This window comes from Saccharopolyspora gloriosae (assembly GCF_022828475.1).
GTDB lineage: Bacteria > Actinomycetota > Actinomycetes > Mycobacteriales > Pseudonocardiaceae > Saccharopolyspora_C > Saccharopolyspora_C gloriosae_A.
Genome location: NZ_CP059557.1, coordinates 6,655,983 through 6,680,291, shown reverse-complemented (window position 1 = coordinate 6,680,291; position 24,309 = coordinate 6,655,983). Strand labels below are relative to the sequence as shown.

Sequence of the window (24,309 nt, the reverse complement as noted above, 5' to 3'; positions counted from 1 at the left end):
CAGCGAGAAGACAGCTGAGGTTCCGCCACCCGACCACCCAAGCAACAAGAGCCCCGAAACCAGCCAGTAAACTTCCACGACGTGAATCAGGTTGACCAGGTGGAATGTGTTGAGCTCGCCCGGCTCGTCACCGAGCTCGCCGTGGTGCACGGCAAGGTGACGTTGTCCTCCGGCAAGGAGGCCGACTACTACGTCGACCTGCGCCGGGCGACGCTGCACCACGCCGCCGCACCGCTCATCGGCACGTTGTTGCGGCAGCTCACCGCGGATTGGGAGCACCACGCGGTCGGTGGTCTCACGTTGGGCGCGGATCCTGTCGCGACCGCGATGATGCACGCGCCCGGCCGCCCGATCGATTCTTTTGTGGTGCGCAAGGACGCGAAGGCGCACGGCATGCAGCGGCGCATCGAAGGTCCTGGCGTCGCGGGCCGCAAGGTGCTCGCCGTGGAGGACACCTCCACCACCGGCGGCAGTGTGCTCACCGCGGTGGAGGCGCTGCGCGAGGAGAACGCCGAGATCGTCGGTGTGGTGACCGTGGTGGATCGCGGGACCGGCGCGAAAGAGGCCATCGAGGCCGAGGGGCTGAGCTACCGTTCGCTGCTGAACCTCGCCGATCTCGGTCTGAGCTGACCGCGTCCAGAACGGTCGTGTCCCGTGGAAGCAATCGTCCCCATCGCCTTCGTCCTGATCGCCCTGATCTTGGTGGGCGGTGTGCTGCTCGCCGTGCTCGGCCGCAAGCGCTCCATCGGGAATTTCCAGCGGCTGCTGCGGTCCGGTGAGGGCTGGCGGCAGGTGCCGGGCGACCAGTTGTGGCGGCAGGCTCGGGTGCTGCGGGAGTTCGCGAGTTCCCGCGGGTTGCACGACTACTTCCATTTCGCCGGGCAGCATCGCGGGCAGGCGTTCGAGGCGGTGCAGTACCGGCGTCCGCCGGGTCTTGGGCAGCGGGTGTTCACCTTCGGGGTCGCCGTGGTGCTGCCGCGCCCGGTGCCAGGGCCGGAGTTGCGGGTGGCGCGCGCGGGCGTGTTCGGCGCGCTCGGCCAGGATCTGCGCGTCCCTTCGGGCGACGCGGAGTTCGACCGCGCGTACCTGCTGACTTCGCCGGACGCGGAGTTCGCGCGCCGCGCGGTGCCGCCGGGCTTGGCGCGCGCCTTGCTCACCGATGACCGCATGAGCGACGTCGTGCTGGAGTTCGCGCCGGATCACGTGGTCGCGTTCCGTGCCGGACCGGCGAAGCCGGAGACGGTGCTGCCGATGCTGGATCTGCTGGTCGATGTGCACGGCGGCGTGCCGTGGGGGGAGTTGTCCGGGCGATGAGTCAGGAAACGGGCCTGCCCGGCCCCACCGAGTGGGGCACCGACGTGGGCGTGGGGCCGTGGGAAGGGCCGTGGCCGGACGACGAGCGCTACGACCCGGAGCTGCTGGCCGAAGGCGACCGGCGCAATGTGGTCGACCACTACCGCTACTGGCGCCGGGACGCGGTCGTCGCCGATCTCGACACCCGCCGCCACGACTTCCACGTGGCGATTGAGAACTTCCAGCACGACCACAACATCGGGACCGTGGTGCGCACCGCCAACGCGTTCGCCGCGCGGGCCGTGCACATCGTGGGGCGTCGCCGCTGGAACCGGCGCGGCGCGATGGTCACCGACCGGTACCAGCACGTGCACCACCACCCTGACCTGGGTTCGCTGCGCGAGTTCGCCGCCGAGCAGGGGCTGGCGATCGTCGCGGTGGACAACACGCCGGGCGCGACGCCCATCGAGCGCACCGCGTTGCCGGAGCGCTGCGTGCTGTTGTTCGGCCAGGAAGGGCCGGGGTTGCATTCGGATTCGTGGGAGACGGCGGACGTCGTGGTGTCCATCGCGCAGTTCGGGTCGACGCGTTCGATCAACGCGGGGGTGGCGGCGGGCATCGCCATGCACGCCTGGATCGCGCAGCACGCGGACCCGTCCCGCGCCTGGTAGCGGGCGTGAAAAAGCCCGGCCGAGCGGATCGTCCGCGCCCGGCCGGGCTTTCGCCGTTCGGTGGCTGAGTCGGTCAGTGCCTCAGGCGGCGTCCTTCGCCTTGGTGCGGCGGCCGCGCACGTACTCGACGATGATCGGGAGGATCGAGATGAAGACGATCAGGATCGCCATCGCCTCGAGGTTCTCCTTGATGATCGGGATGTTGCCGAGGAAGTAGCCCAGCACCGTCATGCCCGCGGCCCAGAGGACGGCGCCGATGGCGGAGTAGCTGAAGAACTTCCGCTGGTCCATCTGCCCGATGCCGGCGACGGCGGTGATGAACGTCCGCACGATCGGCACGAACCGGGCGAGGATGATGGCTCGGGCGCCGTAGCGCTCGAAGAATTCGTGGGTCTTGTCGACGTGTTCGGTTTTGAACAGCTTCGAGTCGGGCTTGTTGAACAGGGCGGGTCCGACCTTGCGGCCGATCCAGTACCCGGTCACGTTGCCGACGAACGCGCACAAGGACAGCAGCAGGCAGGTCAGCCAGATCGGCGTGGAGATCGCACCGGTCGCCACGAACAGTCCCGTCACGAACAGCAGCGAGTCACCGGGCAGGAAGAACCCGATGAGCAGGCCGCACTCCGCGAAGATGATCAGGCAGACACCGATCAGCGCGAACGGGCCGAGCGAGCTGACGATGTTCTCCGGATCCAGCCAGGACGGCAGCAGGGCGAGCGTGGACGTTCCAGCGGCGTTGAGCATCGCGGGGAGTTCGGTCGTCACGCTCGCCAACGGTACCGGTGCCCGTTGAGCGTGAACCGCCAGCCCGACTCCGGCCGTCCGGGGCGGGGCAAGTCGCCGCGCCGGACGGGCTCAGTGATGTCCGGCTCGTGGCGCCATCGTCAAGCCAGGGTGAGCACTCCGGCGAGACCGCCCGCGGCGATGCCGAGCAGCACGGCGAACACCAGCACCGACGCCACCGGGAGCCGGCGCCGTTCGGGCGGCCGGACCGGCGCGGGCGGCGGTGGTGTGGGCGGCGGTGGTGTGGGGGCGGCGTTCCCGGGCTGCCCGCCGACCGCTTGCGCGCGCAGCGCGGCGGACAGCAGATTCTCCGGGGTCTCCCGCGAACTCTCCATGCCCGCCAGCGTAGGACGTCCTTTCCGGATGACCCGTCGGGTGACGCGGCCTCGGCTCCGTCATTTGCCGGCGCGATGCGGTGTCAGCGGCTGGGGGTGTCCCAGTTCCCCGATTTCATGACGTGCCGCAACCGCAGGTCGTCGCCGAGGAACACGAGGTCCGCGGCCAGTCCCGGGCGCAGTGAGCCGACCCGGTCGGCCGCGCCGAGCAGCTCGGCGGGCCGGGTGGAGGCGGCGTGCACCGCGGCGGGCACCGGCAGCCCGCAGTCGTTGACGAGGTTGCGGAACGCGGCGTCCATGGTGAGCGTGCTGCCCGCGAGCGAGCCGTCGGCCAGCCGTGGTTCCCCGTCCACCACCGTCACCGGCAGCTTCCCCAGTTCGTAGGTCCCGTCTCCGGCGCCGGTGGCGCTGATCGCGTCGGTGATCAGCACGGTCCGTCCGGTGCCCGCGTGCCGTGCGGCGAGACCGGCCACGGCCGGATGCAGGTGCACCAGGTCGCAGATCAGTTCCACCGTGATGCGTTCGTCGTCCAGCAGCGTCCCGACCGGGCCGGGTTCGCGGTGGTGCAGCGGCCGCATCCCGTTGAACAGGTGGGTGGCGACGGTCGCACCGGCGTCGACCGCGGGCAGCACCTGTTCGCGGACGGCGTCGGTGTGCCCGATCGCGGCGATCACGCCTTGCGCGGTGAGGGTGCGGACGGCGGGGATCGCGCCGTTGAGCTCCGGCGCGAGCGTCACCATCTTGATCGAGCCCTTCCCCGCTTTGAGCAGGGTGCGGATCGCCTGTTCGTCCGGTTCGCGCAGCAGCGCCGGGTCGTGCGCGCCGCAGCGCGCCGCGGACAGGAAGGGGCCTTCCAGGTGGATGCCGTCGAGCAGGCCGTCGACGACCAGCTCGTGCAGCGCGCCGACCTGTTTCGCCAGGTCGGGGAGGGGTGCGGTGACGAGGCTGGCGAGCGTCGTGGTGGTGCCGTGCGAGCGGTGCGCGGCCAGCGCGGCCCGGGTCTGGTCGGCTTCGAGCCCGGTGAACGAGCCGCCGCCTCCGCCGTGGCAGTGGATGTCGACGAAACCGGGCACCAGCCAGCCGTCGCCGAGGTCGGTGGTTCCGGTGGGGGCAGGTCCGGTGCCGATTTCGTCGATGACCGCGCCGGCCAGCCGGATCCAGCCGTTCTCCAGCACGCCGTCCGGGGTGACGATGCGGCTCGCGGTGAGGGTTGCCCCGGTGTCGTGCGTGGTCACTGGCTGTCCCCACTTTCGTTCGTCGCCCGCGCCGTGGTGTCGACCGGTCCGTGGGAGGGCGAGGCCGCGTCGAGCGGCGGTTGCTGTGGTGGTCGGTGCCGTCATTTTCCGGCACCGACCTCTAATGGTCTACACCAGCATGGTGTGGTCTTCGCTGCCGTGCCGTCGGGTGCCGCCGGGTGCTGACCGGCGACGCGCTGCGGCCGGGTGAAAGCCCGGTGTGGATCGGGTGATCTTGCCCGTCGCCCGATCGGCCGCAGACGAGCCGTGGCGCCGGGAAGCCGCGTCGCGGCGCTGGCGGCGGAGGCGGCTCCGATCGTCGCGGTCCGCTGATCACTCACCTGATCAGCGGACCCACGCGGGATGCTCACTCGGAGGGGGCGCCGTTGACCTCGCTCCGCGGGGAAGGCGGAGGGCACCTCCGAGGTACGAGCGGTTCAGTGCGAGCGCATGACCTTCTGCAGTGCTTCCAGGCCGCGGCTCGCGGTGGACTTCACGGTCCCCTTCGAGACGCCGGTGGCCTCGGAGATCTCCGCTTCGGTGAGGTTGCCGTAGTAGCGCAGCACCAGCACCTCGCGCTGTCGCGGCGGCAGCTCGCCCAGCGCCGCCACCACCGCCTGGTGCTCCGCGGTGAGCATCGCCAGCGACTCAGCTGAGCGTGCGTCGGCCTGGTGCGGCGGCTGGTACTCGCGGGCCGTTTTGCGACGTCGCAGCACCGAGCGGCTGCCGTTGACCACGGCGGTGCGCAGGTAGCCGATGGCGGCTTTCGCATCGCGCAGGCCGGACCAGTTGCGGTAAAGCCCGGTGAACGCCTCCTGCACCACGTCTTCGGCGGTGGCCGGCTCGTCGACCAGCAGGATCGCCAGCCGGACCATGCGCATCCGCTGCTGTCGGTATAGATCTTCGAGGGTGAGCGGTTGGTCGGTGGCGGTGGATGCGGTGTCGATCGCGCGGAGGTGACCCAGAGTCTGCTCGACGCTGCGTTCGACCCCCGATGAGGAATCCCCGAACATGATCTGAAAGTACCGGCTCCGCCCGGCGGCTGTCCTTCGGCCGGGTAGCGTCCGGAACAGGCTCGTGATCAGGGAGGTCCGAAATGGCGAAGTTCGTGGTCGAAATGGTCTACGGCGACGATGAGGAGCGCCGGTTGGCCGTACGTCCCGACCACCGCGTCTACGCCAAGTCGCTCGCGCAGCGGGGAGTCCTGCTCGCCGGCGGTCCCTACGAGGACGGCAAGGGCGCGCAACTCGTGTACGAGGCGGCGGACGCGGCGGCGGTGCAGCGGCTGATCGACGAGGACCCGTACCTGACGGAAGGCGTGATCGCCTCGACCACCGTCCGTGAGTGGAACGCGATCACCGGCTCGTGGATTTCATGATCCACTAGCCTGTTCGGGCGACCCCTCACGTCCAATGGTGTGAGGATTCCGACAGCGGTGCAGATCCGCACCGATCCAGTGGTTTTCCCTATGACGCGAACGGGTAGCGCTGACCTCAACAGGCCCGCGCGGATCTCGCGCGCCCTCGTAGGATTCGGCGCGGCTCCCCGCTGCCAAGTACGACTCCATCCCGAGGAGGACGACCGATGCCCATCGCTACCCCCGAGGTCTACGCGGAGATGCTGGACCAGGCGAAGTCAAGTGAGTTCGCCTATCCGGCCATCAACGTGACCTCGTCGGAGACGCTCAACGCGGCGCTGCGTGGCTTCGCCGAGGCCGAGAGCGACGGCATCATCCAGGTCTCGACCGGTGGCGCCGAGTTCGCCTCCGGTACGAAGGTCAAGGACATGGTCACCGGGGCCACCGCGCTCGCCGAATACGCGCACGTCGTGGCCGCCAAGTACCCGGTGAACATCGCACTGCACACCGACCACTGCCCCAAGGACAAGCTGGACGGCTTCGTCCGGCCGCTGATCCAGATCAGCCAGGAGCGCGTGGACCGCGGCGAGAACCCGCTGTTCCAGTCGCACATGTGGGACGGCTCGGCCATCGAGCTGCACGAGAACCTGCAGATCGCCTCCGAGCTGCTCGACACCGCCGCCAAGGCGAAGATCATCCTGGAGCTGGAGGTCGGCGTCGTCGGCGGCGAAGAGGACGGCGTCGCCAACGACATCAACGAGAAGCTCTACACCGCCGCCGGGGACTACGAGCACACCGTGGACGCGCTCGGCGCCGGGGAGAAGGGCCGCTACCTGCTGGCCGCGACCTTCGGCAACGTGCACGGCGTGTACAAGCCCGGCAACGTCAAGCTGCGCCCCGAGATCCTCAAGCAGGGCCAGGACGTCGCCGCCCAGAAGCTGGGCCTGCCCGCCGGGTCCAAGCCGTTCGACCTGGTCTTCCACGGTGGTTCCGGTTCGCTGCTGGAGGAGATCCACGAAGCGCTCTCCTACGGCGTGGTGAAGATGAACATCGACACCGACACCCAGTACGCCTTCACCCGGCCCATCGCCGAGCACATGTTCAAGAACTACGACGGCGTGCTCAAGATCGACGGCGAGGTCGGCAACAAGAAGGTCTACGACCCGCGCAGCTACCTGAAGGCGGCGGAGCAGGCCATGGCCGCTCGCGTCGCCCACGGCTGCGAAACGCTGAAGTCCGCGGGCCGCATGTTGGCCGGCTGACACCGCATCGCACCTCGAACGCCACCCCGGACCGAGTACCGGGGTGGCGTTCGCGCGTCGGATGACAGGATGACGCCATGACGAACCTGCTGGAGCCACCGGAAACGCTGCTGCCGGAGAACACGACCGCGCAGGCCGCACTCGATGCCGGCACCGACCCGGCGAAGGTCGCCGCGGAGTTCCCCGCGTTCAGCGCGGCCTGGGCGCAGCTCGGCGAGGCCGCGCTGGAGCGCGAAGAGTTCATCGCCGCCTACGCCTACGCGCGGACCGGCTACCACCGCGGCCTGGACGCGCTGCGCAAGTCCGGTTGGAAGGGCTTCGGCCCGGTGCCGTGGCGGCACCGCCCCAACCAGGGCGTGCTGCGTGCCGTCGCGGTGCTGGCGAAGGCCGCGGGCGCGATCGGCGAGACCGAGGAGTTCGACCGCTGCCGCCAGCTCCTGCTCGACAGCGACCCCGCATCGGTGGAAGCCACCGGAGTGGCGTGATGCTCGGGAGGACCCGGTGCGCCGGGTCCTCCCGACCGGCCCAGCCCGTTCGCGCGACGGCCCTGCCCGGCGTCCGGGCCTCGGCGGTCTCCCCGCGTGCTTTCTCCGGTCTCGGTCGCCACATCGGTGTCCCCGTCATCCGGCTCACCGGCTCGGACCGAGTGATCTTCGTCCACGCCGCCGAGCACCGACGCGGCCGCGCTACCTCGTTGCGATCGTCGTGGCGCAGAATGAGCGCGTGCAACGGGTGCGGCAGGAGTTGAGTCGGCGGTTGCGGCGGTTGTTCCGGTCGGGGATTCCGATCGTGCAGTGCGCCGTGGCCGCCGGGCTGGCATGGGCCGTGGCGAAGCACCTGGTGGGGCACCCGGCCCCGTTCTTCGCGCCGATCGCCGCGGTGGTGTCGCTGGGCGTGTCGCTGGGCCAGCGGATGCGGCGCTCCCTGGAGCTGGTCGTGGGCGTCAGCATCGGGATCGGCGTCGGCGATGTGCTGATCTCGCTGATCGGTACCGGTCCGTGGCAGATCGCGCTGGTCGTCGCGCTCGCCATGAGCACGGCGGTGCTCGCCGACAGCGGCGCGATCATCGTGTTGCAGGCGGCGTCCTCATCGGTGCTGGTGGCGACGTTGCTGCCGCCCGCGACGGCCGGCGGCTGGACGCGGATGATCGACGCCGCCGTCGGCGGCCTGGTCGGGTTCGTGGTCGCCGCGCTGCTGCCCGCGAACCCGCTGGCCGTGGCGCACCGCAACGGCCGGTTGGTGCTCGGCGCGCTCACCGACGGGCTGCGCGGAGTCGCGTGGGCGGTGTCCCGCCGGGACGTCGACCTCGCCTCCGACACGCTGGCCTCGACGCGCAAGAGCCAGAAGCTCGTCGACGAGTTCCGCACGGCGTTGGAGGCGGGCGGCGAGATCGCCAAGTTCGCCCCGATCCGCTGGCGGCGCCGCGGTGACCTGGAGCGCTACGAGTCGGCGGCCACTCCGATCGACCGGGCGTTGCGCAACACCCGAGTGCTGGCGCGGCGTGCGATGGCCGCGCTGCGCGACGACGAACCGGTACCGCGTCCGCTGCCGGGGCTGCTGGAGGAGCTCGCCGGTTCGGTGGTGTTGCTGCGCGATGAGTTGGCCAGCGGCACCGAGCCGTTGCAGGCGCGGGAGACGGCGCGGTCGGTGGCTCGGCGTTCCTCGGTGGAGCTGCTCGGGGAGGGTGACTTCTCGATGCAGGTCGTGGTTCTGCAGGTCCGCTCCATCGCGGTGGACCTGCTCCAAGCAACCGGCCTCACCCGAACCGAGGCGATCGCCACTCTCCCCCCGCTGCACCCCCGCCGCGAAGGCGACCACAGCTGACCCGAGTCGGTCCTTTGGCACGGCGAAGCCGCATCCTTGCGGCGAAGCCGTGCACTTGGGCGGCGTAGTCCGCGAAGGGCGAACCGAAGCAAGCCTGCCTCGCGGCCGCAGGGCGTGCCGTCGGGAGGTGAAGCAAGCCTGCCTGGCGGCCGAAGGCCGTGCCTGTATGCGCGAAGCGCATAGCCCACGTCGAAAAGCCGACCACCGGCGGGTTCTCAGTGAGCCTCTCGCGAGGACGGCTTTTCCCTCGTGGCGGAGCCACTAGGGAAAAAGATCCCGCAGCGAGAGGCTCACTGAGGTTCCGCTACCTGTTGTGTCTCGGGAGGTTGTGAACGGGGGACACGGGGCGGATGATCTTGGAATGAGTGAGGACCTCCGGGTTCGGTGTGGATCACGACATCTGCACCGAATACCTGGAGGTCCTCGTGTGTCACCGTAACGCTCCGTTGACTGAGACGGGCAGGCTGCGTCTGGCTCGGTGTGTCGTGGACGATCGCTGGCCGTTGCGGCGTGCGGCTGAGCGTTTCCAAGTCTCGCCCAGCACCGCGCAACGGTGGGCGGATCGGTATCGCACCGAGGGCGAGGCGGGGATGGCAGACCGGTCCTCGCGTCCGCATCACAGTCCGCGGCGCACTCCGTCGCGCACCGAGCGGCGGATCATCAAGGTCCGGGTGATCCGCCGGTGGGGGCCGGCACGGATCGCGTTTTTGCTGGGCTTGAACCCGGCTACCGTGCACCGGGTCTTGGGCCGCTACAGGCTGGCCCGGCTCGCACACCTGGACCGGGCCACCGGGCGGGTGATCCGCCGCTACGAGTACCCGCAGCCCGGCGGCCTCGTCCACGTCGACATCAAGAAAGTCGGCAACGTCCCCGACGGCGGCGGCAGCAAAGTCCTCGGCCGCCAGGCCGGCAGCCACAACAGCCAGGCCACCGTCACCGACCGCCGCCGCGCCGGCGGGAAGAAACCCGCCATCGGCTACAGCTACCTGCACAACGCCGTCGATGACCACTCGCGGCTTGCCTACACCGAAATCCTTCCCGACGAGACACGCGAAACCGCCGCCGCGTTCTGGCAACGAGCACACACATTCTTCACCGATGCCGGGATCACCGTGCTCCGAGTACTGACCGACAACGGCTCCTGCTACCGCTCCCACCTCTGGACCGCCACACTCACCGCCGCCGGCATCACACACCTCCGCACCCGCCCCTACCGACCCCAAACCAACGGCAAAGTCGAACGCTACAACCGCACCCTGCTCGACGAATGGGCCTACGCCCAGCTCTACCTCTCCGACACCGAACGCCGAAACGCCCTCCCACACTGGCTCCACACCTACAATCACCACCGCGGCCACACCGCACTCGGCGGCCACCCACCCGCCAGCCGCGTCCCCAACCTCACAAGACACAACAGCTACCCGGACACCTATGCGGATCAAGCGGAACGAACGATCAAGCCATGGTGTGGCGGACGATTGTCTGGTCGCGGCCGGGGCCGACGCCGATCGCGGAGATGCGGGCGCCCGCCAGCTCCTCCAGGCGCAGCACGTAGTTCTGCGCGTTGGTCGGCAGGTCTTCGAAGGAGCGCGCCCCGCTGAGGTCCTCGAACCAGCCGGGCACCTCCTCGTACACCGGCACGGCGTGGTGCACGCCGGTCTGCGTCATCGGCATCTCGGTGACGCGCTGCCCGTCGACGTCGTAGGCCACGCACACCGGGATGGTCTCCAAGCCGGAGAGCACGTCGAGCTTCGTCAGGAAGTAGTCGGTGATGCCGTTGACCCGCGTCGCGTAACGCGCGATCACCGCGTCGAACCAGCCGGTGCGCCGCGAACGCCCGGTGGTGACGCCGAACTCGCCGCCCTGCTTGCGCAGGTTCTCGCCTGCGTCGTCGGTGAGCTCCGTCGGGAACGGGCCTGCACCGACGCGGGTGGTGTACGACTTCAGGATGCCGATGACGGCGTTGATCCGGGTCGGCCCGATGCCGGAGCCCGCGCACGCCCCGCCGGAGGTGGGGTTCGAGGAGGTCACGAACGGGTAGGTGCCGTGGTCCACGTCGAGCAGCGTGCCCTGCGAACCTTCCAGCAGCACCGTCTCACCGCGCTCCAGTGCCTGGTTGACCAGCAGTTTCGTGTCGGCGATGCGTCCGGCGAAGCGCTCGGACTGCTCCAGCACGGTGTCCACGACCTCGTCGGCGTCCAGCGCGCGGCGGTTGTAGACCTTGACCAGCAGCTGGTTCTTGAACTCCAGCGCGGCCTCGACCTTCTGCCGCAGGATCTTCTCGTCCAGCAGGTCCTGGACGCGGACGCCGACGCGGGCGACCTTGTCCTGGTAGGCGGGGCCGATGCCGCGGCCGGTGGTGCCGATCTGCTTCTTGCCCAGGTAGCGCTCGGTCACCCGGTCGATCGCCACGTGGTACGGCATGATCATGTGCGCGTCGGCGGAGAGCAGCAGCCGCGAGGTGTCCACTCCGCGCTCTTCCAGCCCGGCCAGCTCGTCGAGCAGCACACCCGGATCGACGACGACACCGTTGCCGATCACGTTCGTCACCCCGGGTGTGAGGATCCCCGACGGGATGAGGTGCAGCGCGAAGTCCTGCCCGTCGGGCAGCACCACGGTGTGACCCGCGTTGTTGCCGCCCTGGTAGCGCACGACCCACTGCGCCTGCTCACCGAGCAGGTCGGTCGCCTTGCCCTTGCCCTCGTCGCCCCACTGGGCTCCGATCAGCACGATCGCCGGCATGTGAAACTCCAACCTGGACTGTGGGTCCGCGCGCTTCGACGCGACACTGATGCCGGTCGATCAGGGTAAACCAGGAGCGAAACGTGAGTACCACTGCACTGTCCTGCACAAACACCGATGACACCACGCGCGCGTGCGGTCACGCAGCGTGGCACTTCATCGCTCCCGCTCCTGGGAAGGCCGAGGTCGATGCGCTGTTGCCCGACGGCCCCGGGCGAGTCGTGGTCCAGGGTACCGATGCCGATCTTGCCGCGGTCGTGCTGCGGCTGCTGCGCAAGAATCGCATCGCCGACCTGGCCGTGGGCTACGTGCCGGTGGCGGAGTCGCCCGCGACGCGGCTGTGGGGGCTGCCCGTCGGGCCGGAAGCGCAGCGGCTCGCGTTCGAAGGCGACGCCCGGCCCGCGGCGCTCGTGCGGGACGACTCGGGCGGGCTGCTGATCGCCTCCGGGCGCGTCGAGCCGATCACCGGGCAGGTGTACTGCGACGACCAGCGGGTGCTGCACGGCCCGGCGCGGAGCCTGGAGATCAGTCCCGACCCGGATGCCACCCCGCTGCCGGAACCCACCGCCGACCCGCTGTCGGCGAACCTCGACCCGGCCGCCGACGGGCTGCGCGTCACCACCGTGCGCCGCACCTTGCTGCGCACCCGTCGTGAGGTGGCCAGGGGCCGTGCCGTGCAGGCCGGGTTCCGGGAGGCGACCGTGCTGCGCGACGGCGTCGCGCATCCGCGACCGGTGGGCAAATGGGCCTGGTACCGCCACACCGAGGACCTGCTGCTCGTCCGGCCCTGACCGCGCGGGAAAACGAGGAAAAGCCCTGCGCACACACAGATTCACCAGATAAGGCGGCCGGAGCGTGGCGCTTTCACGACAGGTCATCCCCTAGTCACTTCGGGGCATTGTCATGGCCACTTCGCTCGATGAAGGTCAGGATCGACATCGGCGAGATCAGCCACAGCGGAGGACCCCATGACGCCGAAACGTACGCTTCGCGCAGCCCTGACCGCTCTTCCCCTGGCCGGCGCCCTGTCGCTGGGCCTGGCCCTGCCCGCCGGTGCCGAGCCGCCCGGCATCCCCGACGGAGCCACCGCGCAGACCCAGCTCGACGAGCTCCAGGTCGCGCCCGAAGGTTCCTCCGACGGCTACGACCGCGAGAAGTTCCCGCACTGGAGCGAAGGTTCCGACGGGTGCAACACGCGCGAGGCCGTGCTCAAGCGCGACGGGGAGAACGTCGAGGTCGGCTCCGACTGCTACCCGACTTCGGGCACCTGGAACAGCCCGTACGACGGCGGCTCCTGGACCAAGCCGTCCGATGTGGACATCGATCACGTGGTGCCGCTGGCCGCCGCCTGGCGGTCCGGTGCTGCGGAGTGGACCAACGAACAGCGCGAGGCGTTCGCCAACGACCTCGAAGGCCCGCAGCTCATCGCCGTCACGGACAACGTGAACCAGGAGAAGAGCGATCAGACCCCGGACCAGTGGATGCCGCCGGAAGCCGGTTACCACTGCACCTACGCGTCGATGTGGGTCGGCTCGAAGCACAAGTACGAACTGACCGTCACCGAAGCGGAGAAGACGGCTCTCAAGGACGCCCTCGGCACTTGCTGATGAGCTTTTTAAAGCGGTCTGCGTAGCTGGTCACTCAGCGGAACCTCAGCGGCTTCCTCGCTGCGGGATCCATTTCTGATGTATGTCCGATACACGGCGAAATGGCTGTCCTCGCGAGGAAGCCGCTGAGAACCCGCCGGTGGTCGTTTTGCTCTGGCTGGTCACTGCTCATCGGCTTCGCCGCTGACAGGACAACGATCAAAAGATCATTGCGCACTGTTTCCCGGAGGGCGCATGTCACCTGGTGGGATGGTTTCGGTGGGCGTTGACTGGGGGTTCCGGCGGGTGCGAATCTCCGGGTCATGACCGCGCGCACCGTGCTCACCGGGCGTCTGCACGTCGATCTTCGGCGGCAGGCCAGCGCGATCTGTCGTATTCGCTGACGCACCTCGACGCTTCCTCTCGGGCCGCCCCGCGCTGAACGGGCCGGTCCGCGCCGCCTGCTCAGCGAAAGCGACAAAACCTTGCATCGTCGGGAATTCCTCGCTGCCCTCGCCCTGTCCACCACCTCCGTCGGCCTGCTCAGCGCCTGCGGCCAGAGCCCGGATGCGGCGTCCGCGCCTGTTCCGCCGCCGGTCGGTGACGCCGAACTGCGCCGGGTTCGGCTGCGCGTCGGCGACCAGAAGGGCAACTCGCAGTCGCTGCTGCGGTCCGCCGGGCTGGACGAAGCGCCTTACGCGATCGAGTGGTCCACGTTCACGTCCGGCCCACCGCTGCTGGAAGCGGCCTCGGCAGGCGCCATCGACATCGGCGGCGTCGGCAACACGCCTCCGCTGTTCGCGGCCGCCGCGAAGCGCAACGTGAAGGTCGTCGCCTCGTCGAAGGGCAACGTGACCAGCGACGCGCTGATCGTGCCGAAGGGTTCCCCGCTGCGTCGCGTGGAGGACCTGCGGGCAAGAAGGTCGCCGTCGCGCGCGGCAGCTCCGCGCACGGGCAGATCCTGCTGAGCCTCCGCAAGGTCGGGCTCACCCCGGACGACGTGGAACTGGTGATCCTCCAGCCCGCCGACGCGCTGGGCGCGTTCAACGGCGGCGAAGTGGACGCCTGGGCGATCTGGGACCCGTACTTCGCCCAGGTGCAGCTGGAGACCGGTGCGGAGGTGCTCACGGACGGGACCGGGGTCTCCAACGGGCTCGACTTCCAAGTCGCCGGCGATGCGGCGCTGGCCGACGCGGCGAAGAACACCGCGCTCGCCGACTACGTGGTGCGGGTGGCGAAGGCGCAGATCTTCTCCGACACGCACCGGCCGGAGCGGGCGCAGGCGTGGGCCGAGGACACCGGCCTGCCCATCGAGGTGACCCGCCGCGCCACCGACGCCGGGCCGAACCTGCCGATCCCGCTGGACGATTCGGTGATCCGCTCCTCGCAGGAGCTGGCGGACGCGTTCGTGCAGGCCAAGGAGATCCCGCGGCAGTTCGAGTTCGCCGAGTACGTCGACACCCGATTCGAGCAGCGGCTCGCCGAGGTCCGATGAGCGTCCAGGAGGACTCCGCATGAGCATCACGGTGCACTGGTTCCTGCCGACCCACGGCGACGGTCGATCCATCGTGGACCGTCCGCATGTGACGGCGGTGGGTGCGCAGACTCCGCGCGAACCCGACATCGACTACCTGGCGCAGGTGGCGCAGGCCGTCGAGCACCTCGGCTTCACCGGCATGCTCACGCCGACCGGCAGCTGGTGCCAGGACGCGTGGGTGACCACCGCCGCGCTGCTGGGCCGCACCAAGCGGATCAAGTTCCTCGTCGCGTTCCGCCCCGGTTCGCTGACGCCGACGCTGGCCGCCCAGATGGCCACCACCTATCAGCAGGTTTCCGGCGGGAGGCTGCTGCTCAACATCGTCACCGGCGGTGAGTCCATCGAGCAGCGCCGCTACGGCGACTGGCTCGACCACGACAAGCGCTACGAGCGCACCGACGAGTTCCTCGCCGCGATGCGCGCCATCTGGTCCGGCGAACCCGCCGATTTCGACGGCGAGCACTACGCGCTGCGCGGCGCGACCGCCTACGACGTGCCGAATCCGCAGCCGCCGCTGTACTTCGGCGGTTCCTCGCCCGCCGCGTTGCCCGTCGCGGCGCGACGGGCCGACGTGCACCTCACCTGGGGCGAACCGCCCGCGCAGGTCGGGGAACGGATCGCGCGGCTGCGGGAACTCGCCGCGGCCGAAGGCCGCACGCTGCGATTCGGGTTGCGGGCGCACACCATCACCCGCGACACCTCCGCCGAGGCGTGGGCGACGGCGCAGCGCTTCCTGGACCAGATGGATCCGGCGGAAGTGGCGGCCTCGCAGGCGAAGTTCGCCGTCACCGAGTCCACCGCGCAGCGCCGGATGGCGGAACTGCACGGCGGAGTCCTGCACGGTGACGCCCGCAAGCTCGAAGTGCACCCTGGCCTGTGGTCCGGCGTCGGCCTGCTGCGCGGCGGCGCGGGCACCGCGTTCGTCGGCAGCCACGAGGAGGTCGCCGACCTCATGTCCGAATACCACGACGTGGGCGTCGAGGAGTTCGTGTTCTCCGGCTACCCGCACCTGGAGGAGGCGTACTGGTTCGGTGAGGGCGTCCGCCCGGTCCTGGCCCGCCGCGGCCTCCTCGCCGACCAGGGAGCGCCCGCCGCCCCGGCCCGTCTCCCGGAGCCCAGCCCGGCGTCCTGACCCAGCCCGGCGTCCTGACCCGAGCAGTGTGCTGACCCAGCCCCGTGTTCTGACCCGAGCCGTGTGCTGAGCCAATGCCTTCCTAGGCGCAGCTGCGTTCTGACTCGACCGACTCCTGAAGCAGCTGCCCCTCCAGCCGCTTCCCGGGCTTGGGCGATCTTGACGCGGCCGTCTCAGTCGCGTGCCGACCCCGAGCCGCGAATCAGGGTTGAACCCGATGAGACCGGGTGATCCTCGCCCATACCGTCCGAGGTGACCGGGAACGGACCGGATGGGGGCGGCGATGACGAACGTGGAATCGGGGCGGCGAGCGGTGCCGGACGTGGTGCGCCGCTCGATCTCGCTGTGGGTGTGCGCGGTGACGGCGGGTGTGGCGGAGACGGTGCTGCAGGTGCTGCGCATCGCCGTCGGCCAGCTGCCCGCGGACGGGGTCGGGGCGCAGCTGGCGCTCCGAGCGGTCGTCTACACGGCCGTGTTCCTGCTGGTGCTGCGCCTGCGCAGAGGTGAGCCCGGGGTTCGGGTAGCGGTGGCCGCGCTGGTCGGCGGGATCGGCACGCTGAGCATGGTCGGCGAACCGATCGTGGCGATGATCCAGGGTGCGGGCTTCGCCGAAGCGTGGCTCGACGGTTCGGGCGCGTGGGCGTGGACCTTCGCCGCCCTGCGCGCCGTCCACCTGTGCGCCGTCGCCGGAGCCTTGGCGCTGCTGTTCTCGCCCGGTGCCAACGAGTTCTTCCGCCGGAACGGGAGCTGAGGTGAACGCCCCTTCGCCCGATCCCATTGGGCGAAGGAGGCGTTCACCCGAACCGGCTTCAGCTCGTGTGGTCGTCGCGGGACTGGACCGCGATGTCGGGGTGGTCGCTGAAGATGCCGTCGATGCCCTGGGCGAACAGGGCGTTGAAGTAGGCGAAGGCGTCGCCGAACTCGGACGGGACCTCGGAGGTGCGGAAGTCGGCGGGCAGGAAGTCGTTCTCCGCGCGCACCGTGTACGGCACGACCTGCAGCCCGGCGGCGTGCGCGTCGGCCGTCACCCGAGTCGGGCCGGTGAGGTGATCGGTCTCGTCGACCGGCAGCAGCACATTCGTATCCGGGCCGATGACGTCGGCGTGGTGCGCGATCTCCCGCAGGCCCTCCGGAGTCACCAGGTCCGCGTAGGTGCGCGGATCGCCCGCCTCGATGAAGTCCTGCGGAGCGCCGCTGTCGCTGATCAGCTGCACCAGCCGCACCCGCAGCTCCCGGTTCAGCTCCCGCAGGTTCGCGACCTCGAAGGACTGCACCACGACCTTCGCGTTCGGGCGGTTGAGCCCGTTGTCGTCGAGCGCCCGCACCACCTTCGGCTCCATCGGCAGGCCGATGTGCTGGAAGTGGCTGGGGTGCTTGATCTCCGGTGCGACGCCGATCTCGCGGTGCAGCTCCTTCGACAGGCGGTTCGCGAGGTCGACGACCTCTTGGAACGTGGGCACTTCGAAGCGGCCGTCGTAGATCGTGTTGTTCGGCCGCAGCTGCGGGATGCGCTCCTTCGCCCGCAGCGTCTTGAGCTCGGCGAGCGTGAAGTCCTCGGTGAACCAGCCGGTCAGCTCGGTTCCGTCGATGACCTTGGTGGTTTTGCGGCCGGCGAACTCCGGGCGATCGGCGACGTCGGTGGTGCCGCTGATCTCGTTCTCGTGCCGCGACACGAGCACGCCGTCCCTGGTGGAGACCAGGTCGGGTTCGATGTAGTCGGCGCCCATCCGCGCCGCCAGCTCGTAGGACGCCAGCGTGTGCTCCGGCCGGTAGCCGGAGGCGCCGCGGTGCCCGAACACCTCGACGCGGTCCGCCTCGGCGGGGGCGGACGGGGCGGCGGTGGCCGGGAGCTGGGCGAAGGTGCCCAGCGCGGCGACCGTGGACACGGCGAGCGCCGCCAGGCGTACCCGGATCAACATCTGGCCTCCTGTGCGAATTCGTGCGCGGAAGGGGCCGCGCGCCCGGACCGACCCTCGCCGTGACGAGCGACTAATCGGACAAGACCACCCGACCGGCAAGTGAAGTACCAGCGACGTACCGCCGACGCTCCGGGGACGGCAAGGGGGCGTCAGGGGGGGAACGGGCTGCTCACGCGTTCGCCGCCGCAGCCGGGGGTGATCACCTGTCCGGTTCGCCACATCGTTGCGGGGGGCCGCCGTCGGACGGCGGTGGGACGCTCTACGCTTCCGGGCGTGCGAATCCTCGTGATCGGGGCAGGTGGCAGAGAGCACGCGATCGTGCTCGCGCTGTCGAAGGACCCGTCGGTGACCGCCCTGGCCTGCGCTCCCGGCAACGCGGGAACCGCCGCGCTCGCCGAGCCTTATGCGGTGAACGTCGCCGACCCCGCGTCGGTGACCGAACTCGCCACGAGCTGGAAGGCGGACCTGGTCGTGTTCGGCCCGGAGACCCCGCTGGTCGCGGGTGCCGCCGACGCCGTCCGCGCCGCCGGGATCGCCTGCTTCGGCCCGTCGAAGGAAGCCGCCAGGATCGAAGGCTCCAAGGCGTTCGCGAAGGACGTCATGGTCGCCGCGGGCGTGCCCACCGCGCACAGCGAGACGGTGGACAACCCCGCGAAGCTGGACGCGGCACTGGCCCGCTTCGGCCCCACCTGGGTGGTCAAGGACGACGGGCTCGCAGGCGGCAAGGGCGTGCTGGTCACCAGCGACTTCGACGCGGCTCGCGCACACGCGCTGACGCTGCTCGACGACGGCCACCCGGTGCTGCTGGAGTCGTTCCTGGACGGCCCGGAGGCCTCGCTGTTCTGCCTGGTCGACGGGAGCACGGTGGTGCCGCTGCTGCCCGCGCAGGACTTCAAGCGCGTCGGCGACGAGGACGCGGGACCGAACACCGGCGGCATGGGTGCTTACGCCCCGCTGCCGTGGGCGCCGGAAGGCTTCACCGACTCCGTGGTGCGCACCGTGGTGCAGCCGGTGGTCGACGAGCTGGCCGAGCGTGGCACGCCGTTCTCCGGGCTGCTGTACGCGGGCCTGGCGTTGACCTCGGCGGGACCGCAGGTCATCGAGTTCAACTGCCGGTTCGGCGACCCGGAGACGCAGGCGGTGCTGTCGCTGCTGCACACGCCGCTGGCCGGGCTGCTCAACGCCGTCGCGCACGGCGAGCTCGCCGCCGCGCCGGAACTGGAATGGGAATCGGGTGCCGCGGTGACGGTCGTGGTGGCCGCCGAGGGCTATCCGGGCCGTCCGCGAGTGGACGACGTGATCACCGGTGGCGACGCGCCCGGCGTGCTGCACTCCGGAACTCGACGCCGCGACGACGGTGCGGTGCTGTCCGCGGGCGGCCGGGTGCTGTCGGTCGTCGCGACCGGCGAGGACCTCACCGCCGCGCGGGACGAGGTGTACCGGCGCGTCGCGGGCGTGCGGCTGCCCGGTTCGCACCACCGCCTGGACATCGCGCTGCGCGCCTCCCGCGGAGAGATCACCCCGCCCGCCTGACGAGCCGAACCGGACGAACCGCACGCGAGCTTCTGCGTGCGTGCGGTTTTTCGCGTGCGGCGGCGGGGCATTCGGCTGTATTCGGCGAAAACACCGCCGTGCGGAGCAGTTCTCCTGGTAATCATTGATCCGGCCGGAGCGGCGCACGGGTTGCGTCGGATGCGGTGTCCGGGCCGTGAGTCCAGCGAGGAGTGGTCGTGGCAGACGCCGGTTACAACATGGGGGCGCTCGAGAATTGCCGTTCCTCCTTGGAGGGCAAGGCGGGACCGGTCGGCGCCATCGGCGACGGATTCGAGAACCAGCACGTCGACGCCGCCATCTTCGGTGAGCTCGACGCCGCGGCCGGATTGGCCTCGGCGATCACGAACCTGGACACGACCGCCAAGCAGCAGTTCGACGCCGCCGAGCAGCTGTTGCGCGGTGTCAGCGGCGCGCTGGACGCGGTGCGCACCAGCGTCGAGGAGATCGAGCGCACCAACGCCGAATCGTTGCGGGTCTGACGACCGCCTGAACTGGGGACGACATGGGGATCTCAGGGGAAGTCGCCGGTAAACCCGGTGGTGCCGCGCTCGCCGAACAACTGCGCAAGGTCGAGAACAGCGAACCGGAGTCGATCCGCGAGGTCGGTCAGCGCTGGCGCACCGCGAGCGGTTCGACCGCCGACGCGAACGGCCAGGTGCAGAGCGCCGTGACCGGACTCGACGGGGCGTGGCAGGGCGCGTCGGCGGACGCGTTCGTCGGTTACATGGGGCAGGTGCGCGGCGGATTCGACGCGGCGAAGCAGGCCCTGGAGAGCTCCGCGGGTGCGCTGGACCAGGCCGCGGACGCGGTGCAGACCGCGAAGGACGCGGTGAACTCCATCGGCGAGCGGGCGCTGACCGACGCGCGCAACGCCGAGACCATCTACCAGCAGGCCGTGGCGGCGCACCCGAACGATCCGCCCGCGATCGAACTCGCGGCCCGAGTGCGCGACGACGCGATCCGGCGGGCGATGGAATCCCACGCTCAAGAGGCCACCACCAAGATCGCCGAGGGGAACGACGGGCTGAACACCGCGCTGACCTCGCTCAACGGAGCCGCCGGCGGGATGGGTGAGGTGTTCACGAAGATCCCGAAGGCCGGGGAGCAGGGCTTCACCCCGGCGCAGGGACGTCAGACGGAGTGGAAGTTCCAGGAACCGGGGACGACCGCGCCCGCCGGCACCACCCCGGCAGGCGAGGCGCCCTCGGGCGGGACTCCCCGGGCGGGACCCCGGGACGACCGGGCCGGGACAGGCGGGCGACTCGGCCGGTGGCTCGACCGGAAGCTCGGGGAGCACGGGTGGTTCGACCGGCTCCAGCGGTTCGAGCGGTTCCGGCGGATCGGAAGGGTCGAGCGGCTCCTCCGGCGGGCTCGGGTCCAGCGGCGGCCCGCCGAGCAGCGGCCCGCCGCCCGGCAACGTGGACCAGTGGATCCGCGAAGCCATCAAGATCTTGCAGGAGAGCGGCATCCCCGTCACCGAGGACAACATCGACGAGATCTGGACGATCATCGAGAAGGAGTCCGGCGGCGACCCGCACGCCATCAACGACTGGGACTCCAACGCCGCCAAGGGCACCCCCTCGAAGGGCCTGATGCAGTGCATCGACCCGACGTTCGAGGCGCACAAGCTGCCCGGGCACGACGACATCTACAACCCGGTGGACAACATCATCGCCGGGGTCCGCTACACCTTCGACCGTTACGGCGGCTTCGAAGGCCACCCCGGTTTGAAGGCCATGTCCGGCGGAGGCGGCTACCAGGGTTACTGATCGCGTCCCGAGTATCGTGACGCGGTTCCGGGCCGAGCCCGGTGACGGGATCGCGATCGAGCGTAGGGCCACGGCGAGGAGCCGGGAGGCGTCCTCGCCGGGCTTCGGCGGCACCGGCCCGGCGTCCCGGTCGTAGCGGGGCCTGGATCGAGGCGGGCGCGTGGCAGGGTGGACCCATGCTCGACCCCAGCGTGCTCCCCGTCGCCCAGCGGGCGAACGTGCCCCCGTTCCAGGTCATGGAAGTGCTCTCGGCCGCGAACGCCCGCCAGCGAGTGCGCGGCGACGTCGTCTCGCTCGCCGCGGGCCAACCGTCCAATCCGGCGCCGCGAGCGGTGCGGGAGGCGGCCGCCGAAGCGCTGCGCGAACACCCGCTCGGCTACACCGAACAGCTCGGCCTCCCCGAACTGCGCGAAGCCATCGCCGGGCACTACCGGCGTGAACACGACCTCGCCGTAGACCCGTCCGAGGTGGTGGCGACGACCGGAGCCTCCGGGGCGTTCCTGCTGGCGTTCCTCAGCGCGTTCGACGCCGGAGATCGGGTGGCGCTGGCCCGGCCCGGCTACCCGGCCTACCGCAACATCCTCAGCGCGCTCGGCTGCGAAGTCGTTGAGCTGCCCTGCGACGCCGCCACCCGATTCCAGCCGACGGTGGCGATGCTGGAGGAACTCGACGAGCCGGTGCAGGGGCTGATCGTGGCCAGCCCGGCCAACCCGACCGGCACGGTGCTCACCGGGGAGGAACTCGCGGAGCTCGCCGCCTGGTGCGACCGGCGGGGCGTGCAGCTGATCAGCGACGAGATCTACCACGGCATCGGCTACGGCGAACCGCTGCGCTCGGCGCGGGAGTTCTCCACCGAGGCGATCGTGGTGAACTCCTTCTCGAAGTTCTGGAGCATGACGGGCTGGCGGCTCGGCTGGATGCTGGTGCCGCCGCGGCTGCGGCGCGCGGTGGACTCGCTGACCGGCAACTTCACCCTGTGCCCGCCCGCGTTGTCGCAGTACGGCGCGGTCGCCGCGTTCGGCGCCGACGCGTACGCCGAGGCCGGTGAGCGCGTGCGCAGGTACAAGACGAACCGGGAGCTGCTGCTGTCCGGTCTCGCGGAGCTCGGCCTCGGCCGGGTCGCGCCCGCCGACGGCGCGTTCTACGCCTACGCCGACATCGGGGAGCTGACCGACGACTCGGCGCTGTGGTGCCACCGGCTGCTGGACGAGACCGGGGTCGCGGTGGTGCCGGGCGCGGACTTCGACCCGGAGCGCGGCGACCGGTTCGTGCGCATGTCGTTCGCCGGAGCCACCGAGGACATCGCCGAAGCCCTCGCCCGCCTCGCCGCCTGGCTGAAGTGACCCCGCCGCCGCGAGTCGAGTTCAACTGAGCGGACCGTTCGCCCAGTCTCGTTGGGCGAACGGTCCGTTCACTCAGCTCGGGTGGGTGCGGTGTGTTTCGGGTGTCGAGGTCGGTTGGGGTGAGCGGACCGTTTGTCCAGTCTCGTTGGGCGAACGGTCCGTTCACTCAGCTCGGGCGTGGGCCGTGGTGATCACCCTGAGGTTGACCCTGAGTTCTTGCCGATATCGGTGCTCGGATGGGGGTCCGGCTGGCAAGCTGGAAGGAGTTCTCCTGATCGGGGTGGTCGGCATGGTGTGGAAAGTGATCGGCGGCCTGTTGCTGCTGTGGCTCGTGGTCAGCGTGGCGGGGTTCGTCATCAAGGGGCTGTTCTGGCTCGCCGTGGTCGGGGGCGTGCTGTTCGTCGCCACCGCCGCCATCGGTTACGCCAAGGACGGGAAGAAGCAGATCGGCTCGAAGTGAGCCCGCTCCGCTGACGTGCGGCGGGACCGGCGCACCGCCGGCCCCGCCCGTGCGTGCCCCGGCGGAGTGCCGGATCAGCGCCTCAGCTCGAGGTGACGGTCGGCCGCGGCGCGGCGCGCTCGCCCAGCTCACCGGTGGGAACGCGGTGTGTTTCCCGCCCGGTGGCCACCGCGATGATGTTGAACGCGCAGAGCACGGCGATGAACATCGACACCGCGATCCAGCCGTCGCGCCCCGGGCCGATGGCTTCGGCGATGCTGGGGGAGAAACCGGCGATGGCGAAGCCGATCTGAGTGCCGACGGCCATCCCGGACAGCCGCACCTTCGGCGGGAACATTTCGGCGTAGAACGAAGGCCAGACACCGTTCGGCGCGCTGTAGGCGATGCCGAACAGCAGGATCCCGGTCAGGAAGATCAGCGGGTACTGCCCGGTGGAGATCGACCACAGGTAGCCGAACATCAGCACCGCGCACGCCGCCGTGCCGCCGATGAACACCGGTTTGCGCCCGATCCGGTCGGACAGCAGCGCGCACAGCGGGATCGCGGCCAGCGCCACGACGTTCGCCAGCACCCCGACCCACAGCATCGGGCTGCGTTCCAGGCCGATGGTGTTCACCGCGTAGCTCAGGGCGTGCACGGTGAAGATCGTGCTGACGGCGGCGACGGTGGAGGCCACGACGACGCGCAGCACGTCCGCCCAGTGATCGCGGAACAGCACCGCCAGCGGCAGTTCCTTGTCGGCTTTTCCGGCTTCTTGCTGGAAGACCGGGGTTTCGTCGAGGGTGCGCCGGATGACGAGGGCGACGATGACGACGAGGCCGCTGAGCCAGAACGGCACCCGCCAGCCCCAGCTCAGCAGCTGTTCCTGCGGTAACGCGGCGATCGGCAGGAAGATCGCGGTGGCGAGGATCTGCCCGGCTTGGGTGCCGCTGAGCGTGAAGCTGGTGAAGTAGCCGCGCCGGTGCTCGGGGGCGTGTTCGAGCGTCATGGAGCTGGCGCCGGATTGTTCGCCCGCCGCGGAGAATCCTTGCGCCAGTCGCAGCACGACGAGGGTGATCGGCGCGGCGACGCCGATCTGCTCGTAGGTCGGCAGGCAGCCCACGCCGACCGTCGCGACCCCCATCAGCAGCACCGTGAGCACCAGGACTCGCTTGCGTCCGAAGCGGTCGCCGATGTGGCCGAGGACGAAGGCGCCGATGGGTCGCGCCAGGTAGCCGACGCCGAACGTGGCCAGCGCGAGCAGGGTGCCGGTGGCGGGAGAGGACGCCGGGAAGAAGATCTTGTTGAAGACCAGCGCAGCGGCCGTGCCGTAGATGAAGAAGTCGTAGTACTCGAGCGCGCTGCCGATCCAGGCCGCCCATGCGGCTTTGCGGTGTTCGCCCGGGGTCGTTCCGGGTGTGCGGGTCTCGGTCACCGAGAGGCTCCTGACGTCCTTGCTCCGTTGCTCAGAACAGCGAGAAGCAGTTATGTACCACCTGGTTAGTCCGTCACTCTGCGGTTGCGGCCC

24 protein-coding genes and 2 pseudogenes are annotated in these 24,309 nt (G+C 70.1%); 19 read left to right on the top strand and 7 right to left on the bottom strand.

The features are described 5' to 3' along the window. Nucleotides 1-81 precede the first annotated feature (81 nt). Genes pyrE through H2Q94_RS29555 form a run of 3 tightly spaced genes read left to right on the top strand, consistent with a single transcriptional unit; the run spans nucleotide 82 to nucleotide 1,964 of the window. A complete protein-coding gene (pyrE, locus tag H2Q94_RS29565) occupies nucleotides 82-630 on the top strand; it encodes an orotate phosphoribosyltransferase (RefSeq protein WP_243790397.1) in 549 nt (182 codons plus the stop codon). Nucleotides 631-654: 24 nt separating this feature from the next. Next, on the top strand, nucleotides 655-1,314 hold the full coding sequence (locus tag H2Q94_RS29560) for a hypothetical protein (protein ID WP_243790396.1): 660 nt from the start codon (nucleotides 655-657) through the stop codon (nucleotides 1,312-1,314). Beyond that, nucleotides 1,311-1,964, top strand: coding sequence for a TrmH family RNA methyltransferase (locus tag H2Q94_RS29555; RefSeq protein WP_243790395.1), 654 nt, complete (start codon nucleotides 1,311-1,313; stop codon nucleotides 1,962-1,964). The genes H2Q94_RS29560 and H2Q94_RS29555 overlap by 4 nt, the downstream gene beginning before the upstream one ends. A gap of 81 nt (nucleotides 1,965-2,045) precedes the next feature. Here H2Q94_RS29555 and H2Q94_RS29550 read toward each other — a convergent pair whose 3' ends face one another. The 4 genes from H2Q94_RS29550 to H2Q94_RS29535 all read right to left on the bottom strand — a co-directional run bounded on the left by H2Q94_RS29550 (nucleotide 2,046) and on the right by H2Q94_RS29535 (nucleotide 5,330). Further along, complete coding sequence (locus H2Q94_RS29550) at nucleotides 2,046-2,708, bottom strand: VTT domain-containing protein (RefSeq protein ID WP_243795986.1); 663 nt, start codon at nucleotides 2,706-2,708, stop codon at nucleotides 2,046-2,048. A 140-nt stretch (nucleotides 2,709-2,848) separates the two neighbouring features. Continuing rightward, nucleotides 2,849-3,082, bottom strand: a complete 234-nt coding sequence (locus tag H2Q94_RS29545; RefSeq protein ID WP_243790394.1) for a hypothetical protein — start codon at nucleotides 3,080-3,082, stop codon at nucleotides 2,849-2,851. Nucleotides 3,083-3,165: 83 nt separating this feature from the next. Beyond that, nucleotides 3,166-4,317, bottom strand: a complete 1,152-nt coding sequence (gene nagA / locus H2Q94_RS29540; protein ID WP_243790393.1) for an N-acetylglucosamine-6-phosphate deacetylase — start codon at nucleotides 4,315-4,317, stop codon at nucleotides 3,166-3,168. Between the two features lie 437 nt (nucleotides 4,318-4,754). Then, a complete protein-coding gene (locus H2Q94_RS29535) occupies nucleotides 4,755-5,330 on the bottom strand; it encodes a SigE family RNA polymerase sigma factor (RefSeq protein WP_184484287.1) in 576 nt (191 codons plus the stop codon). Between the two features lie 83 nt (nucleotides 5,331-5,413). Between H2Q94_RS29535 and H2Q94_RS29530 the strand changes: the two genes are divergently transcribed. From H2Q94_RS29530 to H2Q94_RS29510, 5 genes and pseudogenes are all read left to right on the top strand, one after another. Continuing rightward, nucleotides 5,414-5,695: a YciI family protein gene (locus H2Q94_RS29530; RefSeq protein WP_243790392.1), complete on the top strand. Its 282-nt coding sequence runs from the start codon at nucleotides 5,414-5,416 to the stop codon at nucleotides 5,693-5,695. Nucleotides 5,696-5,901: 206 nt separating this feature from the next. Next, nucleotides 5,902-6,936: a class II fructose-bisphosphate aldolase gene (gene fbaA / locus H2Q94_RS29525; protein ID WP_243790391.1), complete on the top strand. Its 1,035-nt coding sequence runs from the start codon at nucleotides 5,902-5,904 to the stop codon at nucleotides 6,934-6,936. Nucleotides 6,937-7,013: 77 nt separating this feature from the next. Beyond that, nucleotides 7,014-7,421, top strand: a complete 408-nt coding sequence (locus H2Q94_RS29520) for a DUF3151 domain-containing protein (protein ID WP_243790390.1) — start codon at nucleotides 7,014-7,016, stop codon at nucleotides 7,419-7,421. Between the two features lie 238 nt (nucleotides 7,422-7,659). After that, a complete protein-coding gene (locus H2Q94_RS29515; RefSeq protein WP_243790389.1) occupies nucleotides 7,660-8,760 on the top strand; it encodes an FUSC family protein in 1,101 nt (366 codons plus the stop codon). A gap of 425 nt (nucleotides 8,761-9,185) precedes the next feature. Further along, nucleotides 9,186-10,175: pseudogene (locus H2Q94_RS29510) on the top strand (IS481 family transposase); the annotation flags it as partial. Nucleotides 10,176-10,215: 40 nt separating this feature from the next. On the opposite strand, the gene H2Q94_RS29505 reads toward H2Q94_RS29510, so the two are convergent. Next, a complete protein-coding gene (locus tag H2Q94_RS29505; RefSeq protein WP_243790388.1) occupies nucleotides 10,216-11,502 on the bottom strand; it encodes an adenylosuccinate synthase in 1,287 nt (428 codons plus the stop codon). A gap of 83 nt (nucleotides 11,503-11,585) precedes the next feature. Between H2Q94_RS29505 and H2Q94_RS29500 the strand changes: the two genes are divergently transcribed. From H2Q94_RS29500 to H2Q94_RS29480, 6 genes are all read left to right on the top strand, one after another. Then, nucleotides 11,586-12,293, top strand: coding sequence for a hypothetical protein (locus tag H2Q94_RS29500; protein ID WP_243790387.1), 708 nt, complete (start codon nucleotides 11,586-11,588; stop codon nucleotides 12,291-12,293). Nucleotides 12,294-12,470: 177 nt separating this feature from the next. Beyond that, nucleotides 12,471-13,109 (top strand): HNH endonuclease family protein, encoded by a 639-nt coding sequence (locus H2Q94_RS29495; protein WP_243790386.1) that lies wholly within the window; start codon nucleotides 12,471-12,473, stop codon nucleotides 13,107-13,109. 302 nt (nucleotides 13,110-13,411) lie between these two features. Then, nucleotides 13,412-13,492, top strand: coding sequence for a putative leader peptide (locus tag H2Q94_RS31065; protein WP_397545502.1), 81 nt, complete (start codon nucleotides 13,412-13,414; stop codon nucleotides 13,490-13,492). Between the two features lie 302 nt (nucleotides 13,493-13,794). Next, entirely contained in the window at nucleotides 13,795-14,583 is a 789-nt protein-coding gene (locus tag H2Q94_RS29490) for an ABC transporter substrate-binding protein (protein ID WP_309501093.1), read from the top strand. Between the two features lie 19 nt (nucleotides 14,584-14,602). Further along, nucleotides 14,603-15,757, top strand: coding sequence for an LLM class flavin-dependent oxidoreductase (locus H2Q94_RS29485; protein ID WP_243790385.1), 1,155 nt, complete (start codon nucleotides 14,603-14,605; stop codon nucleotides 15,755-15,757). Between the two features lie 283 nt (nucleotides 15,758-16,040). After that, the gene (locus H2Q94_RS29480) at nucleotides 16,041-16,508 is read left to right on the top strand and encodes a hypothetical protein (protein WP_243790384.1); all 468 of its coding nucleotides are present in this window, start codon (nucleotides 16,041-16,043) and stop codon (nucleotides 16,506-16,508) included. 58 nt (nucleotides 16,509-16,566) lie between these two features. On the opposite strand, the gene H2Q94_RS29475 is transcribed toward H2Q94_RS29480, so the two are convergent. Next, the gene (locus H2Q94_RS29475; RefSeq protein ID WP_243790383.1) at nucleotides 16,567-17,676 is read right to left on the bottom strand and encodes a glycerophosphodiester phosphodiesterase; all 1,110 of its coding nucleotides are present in this window, start codon (nucleotides 17,674-17,676) and stop codon (nucleotides 16,567-16,569) included. A 273-nt stretch (nucleotides 17,677-17,949) separates the two neighbouring features. Between H2Q94_RS29475 and purD the strand changes: the two genes are divergently transcribed. The 5 genes and pseudogenes from purD (at nucleotide 17,950) to H2Q94_RS29445 (ending at nucleotide 22,802) form a co-directional block, all read left to right on the top strand. Then, nucleotides 17,950-19,209 carry a phosphoribosylamine--glycine ligase gene (purD, locus tag H2Q94_RS29470; protein ID WP_243790382.1) on the top strand — a complete coding sequence of 420 codons (1,260 nt, stop codon included), beginning with the start codon at nucleotides 17,950-17,952 and terminating at the stop codon, nucleotides 19,207-19,209. A 197-nt stretch (nucleotides 19,210-19,406) separates the two neighbouring features. Continuing rightward, the gene (locus H2Q94_RS29465; protein WP_243790381.1) at nucleotides 19,407-19,709 is read left to right on the top strand and encodes a hypothetical protein; all 303 of its coding nucleotides are present in this window, start codon (nucleotides 19,407-19,409) and stop codon (nucleotides 19,707-19,709) included. Between the two features lie 23 nt (nucleotides 19,710-19,732). Then, nucleotides 19,733-20,999 (top strand): annotated as a pseudogene (locus H2Q94_RS31060) (transglycosylase SLT domain-containing protein). A 176-nt stretch (nucleotides 21,000-21,175) separates the two neighbouring features. Next, nucleotides 21,176-22,342, top strand: a complete 1,167-nt coding sequence (locus tag H2Q94_RS29450; protein WP_243790379.1) for a pyridoxal phosphate-dependent aminotransferase — start codon at nucleotides 21,176-21,178, stop codon at nucleotides 22,340-22,342. 289 nt (nucleotides 22,343-22,631) lie between these two features. Beyond that, nucleotides 22,632-22,802, top strand: a complete 171-nt coding sequence (locus H2Q94_RS29445) for a hypothetical protein (protein WP_243790378.1) — start codon at nucleotides 22,632-22,634, stop codon at nucleotides 22,800-22,802. Between the two features lie 82 nt (nucleotides 22,803-22,884). On the opposite strand, the gene H2Q94_RS29440 is transcribed toward H2Q94_RS29445, so the two are convergent. Next, on the bottom strand, nucleotides 22,885-24,216 hold the full coding sequence (locus H2Q94_RS29440; protein WP_243790377.1) for an MFS transporter: 1,332 nt from the start codon (nucleotides 24,214-24,216) through the stop codon (nucleotides 22,885-22,887). Nucleotides 24,217-24,309 lie beyond the last annotated feature (93 nt).

Excerpts from the sequence above, each read along its gene's own strand:
- H2Q94_RS29445 (WP_243790378.1), top strand. The coding sequence starts at position 22,632 with ATGGTGTGGAAAGTGATCGGCGGCCTGTTGCTGCTGTGGCTCGTGGTC.
- H2Q94_RS29480 (WP_243790384.1), top strand. The coding sequence starts at position 16,041 with ATGACGAACGTGGAATCGGGGCGGCGAGCGGTGCCGGACGTGGTGCGC.
- H2Q94_RS29485 (WP_243790385.1), top strand. The coding sequence starts at position 14,603 with ATGAGCATCACGGTGCACTGGTTCCTGCCGACCCACGGCGACGGTCGA.
- H2Q94_RS29550 (WP_243795986.1), bottom strand. The coding sequence starts at position 2,708 with ATGCTCAACGCCGCTGGAACGTCCACGCTCGCCCTGCTGCCGTCCTGG.
- H2Q94_RS29555 (WP_243790395.1), top strand. The coding sequence starts at position 1,311 with ATGAGTCAGGAAACGGGCCTGCCCGGCCCCACCGAGTGGGGCACCGAC.
- H2Q94_RS29520 (WP_243790390.1), top strand. The coding sequence starts at position 7,014 with ATGACGAACCTGCTGGAGCCACCGGAAACGCTGCTGCCGGAGAACACG.
- H2Q94_RS29495 (WP_243790386.1), top strand. The coding sequence starts at position 12,471 with ATGACGCCGAAACGTACGCTTCGCGCAGCCCTGACCGCTCTTCCCCTG.
- H2Q94_RS31065 (WP_397545502.1), top strand. The coding sequence starts at position 13,412 with ATGACCGCGCGCACCGTGCTCACCGGGCGTCTGCACGTCGATCTTCGG.
- H2Q94_RS29535 (WP_184484287.1), bottom strand. The coding sequence starts at position 5,330 with ATGTTCGGGGATTCCTCATCGGGGGTCGAACGCAGCGTCGAGCAGACT.
- H2Q94_RS29450 (WP_243790379.1), top strand. The coding sequence starts at position 21,176 with ATGCTCGACCCCAGCGTGCTCCCCGTCGCCCAGCGGGCGAACGTGCCC.
- H2Q94_RS29475 (WP_243790383.1), bottom strand. The coding sequence starts at position 17,676 with ATGTTGATCCGGGTACGCCTGGCGGCGCTCGCCGTGTCCACGGTCGCC.
- H2Q94_RS29530 (WP_243790392.1), top strand. The coding sequence starts at position 5,414 with ATGGCGAAGTTCGTGGTCGAAATGGTCTACGGCGACGATGAGGAGCGC.
- H2Q94_RS29545 (WP_243790394.1), bottom strand. The coding sequence starts at position 3,082 with ATGGAGAGTTCGCGGGAGACCCCGGAGAATCTGCTGTCCGCCGCGCTG.
- fbaA (WP_243790391.1), top strand. The coding sequence starts at position 5,902 with ATGCCCATCGCTACCCCCGAGGTCTACGCGGAGATGCTGGACCAGGCG.
- H2Q94_RS29505 (WP_243790388.1), bottom strand. The coding sequence starts at position 11,502 with ATGCCGGCGATCGTGCTGATCGGAGCCCAGTGGGGCGACGAGGGCAAG.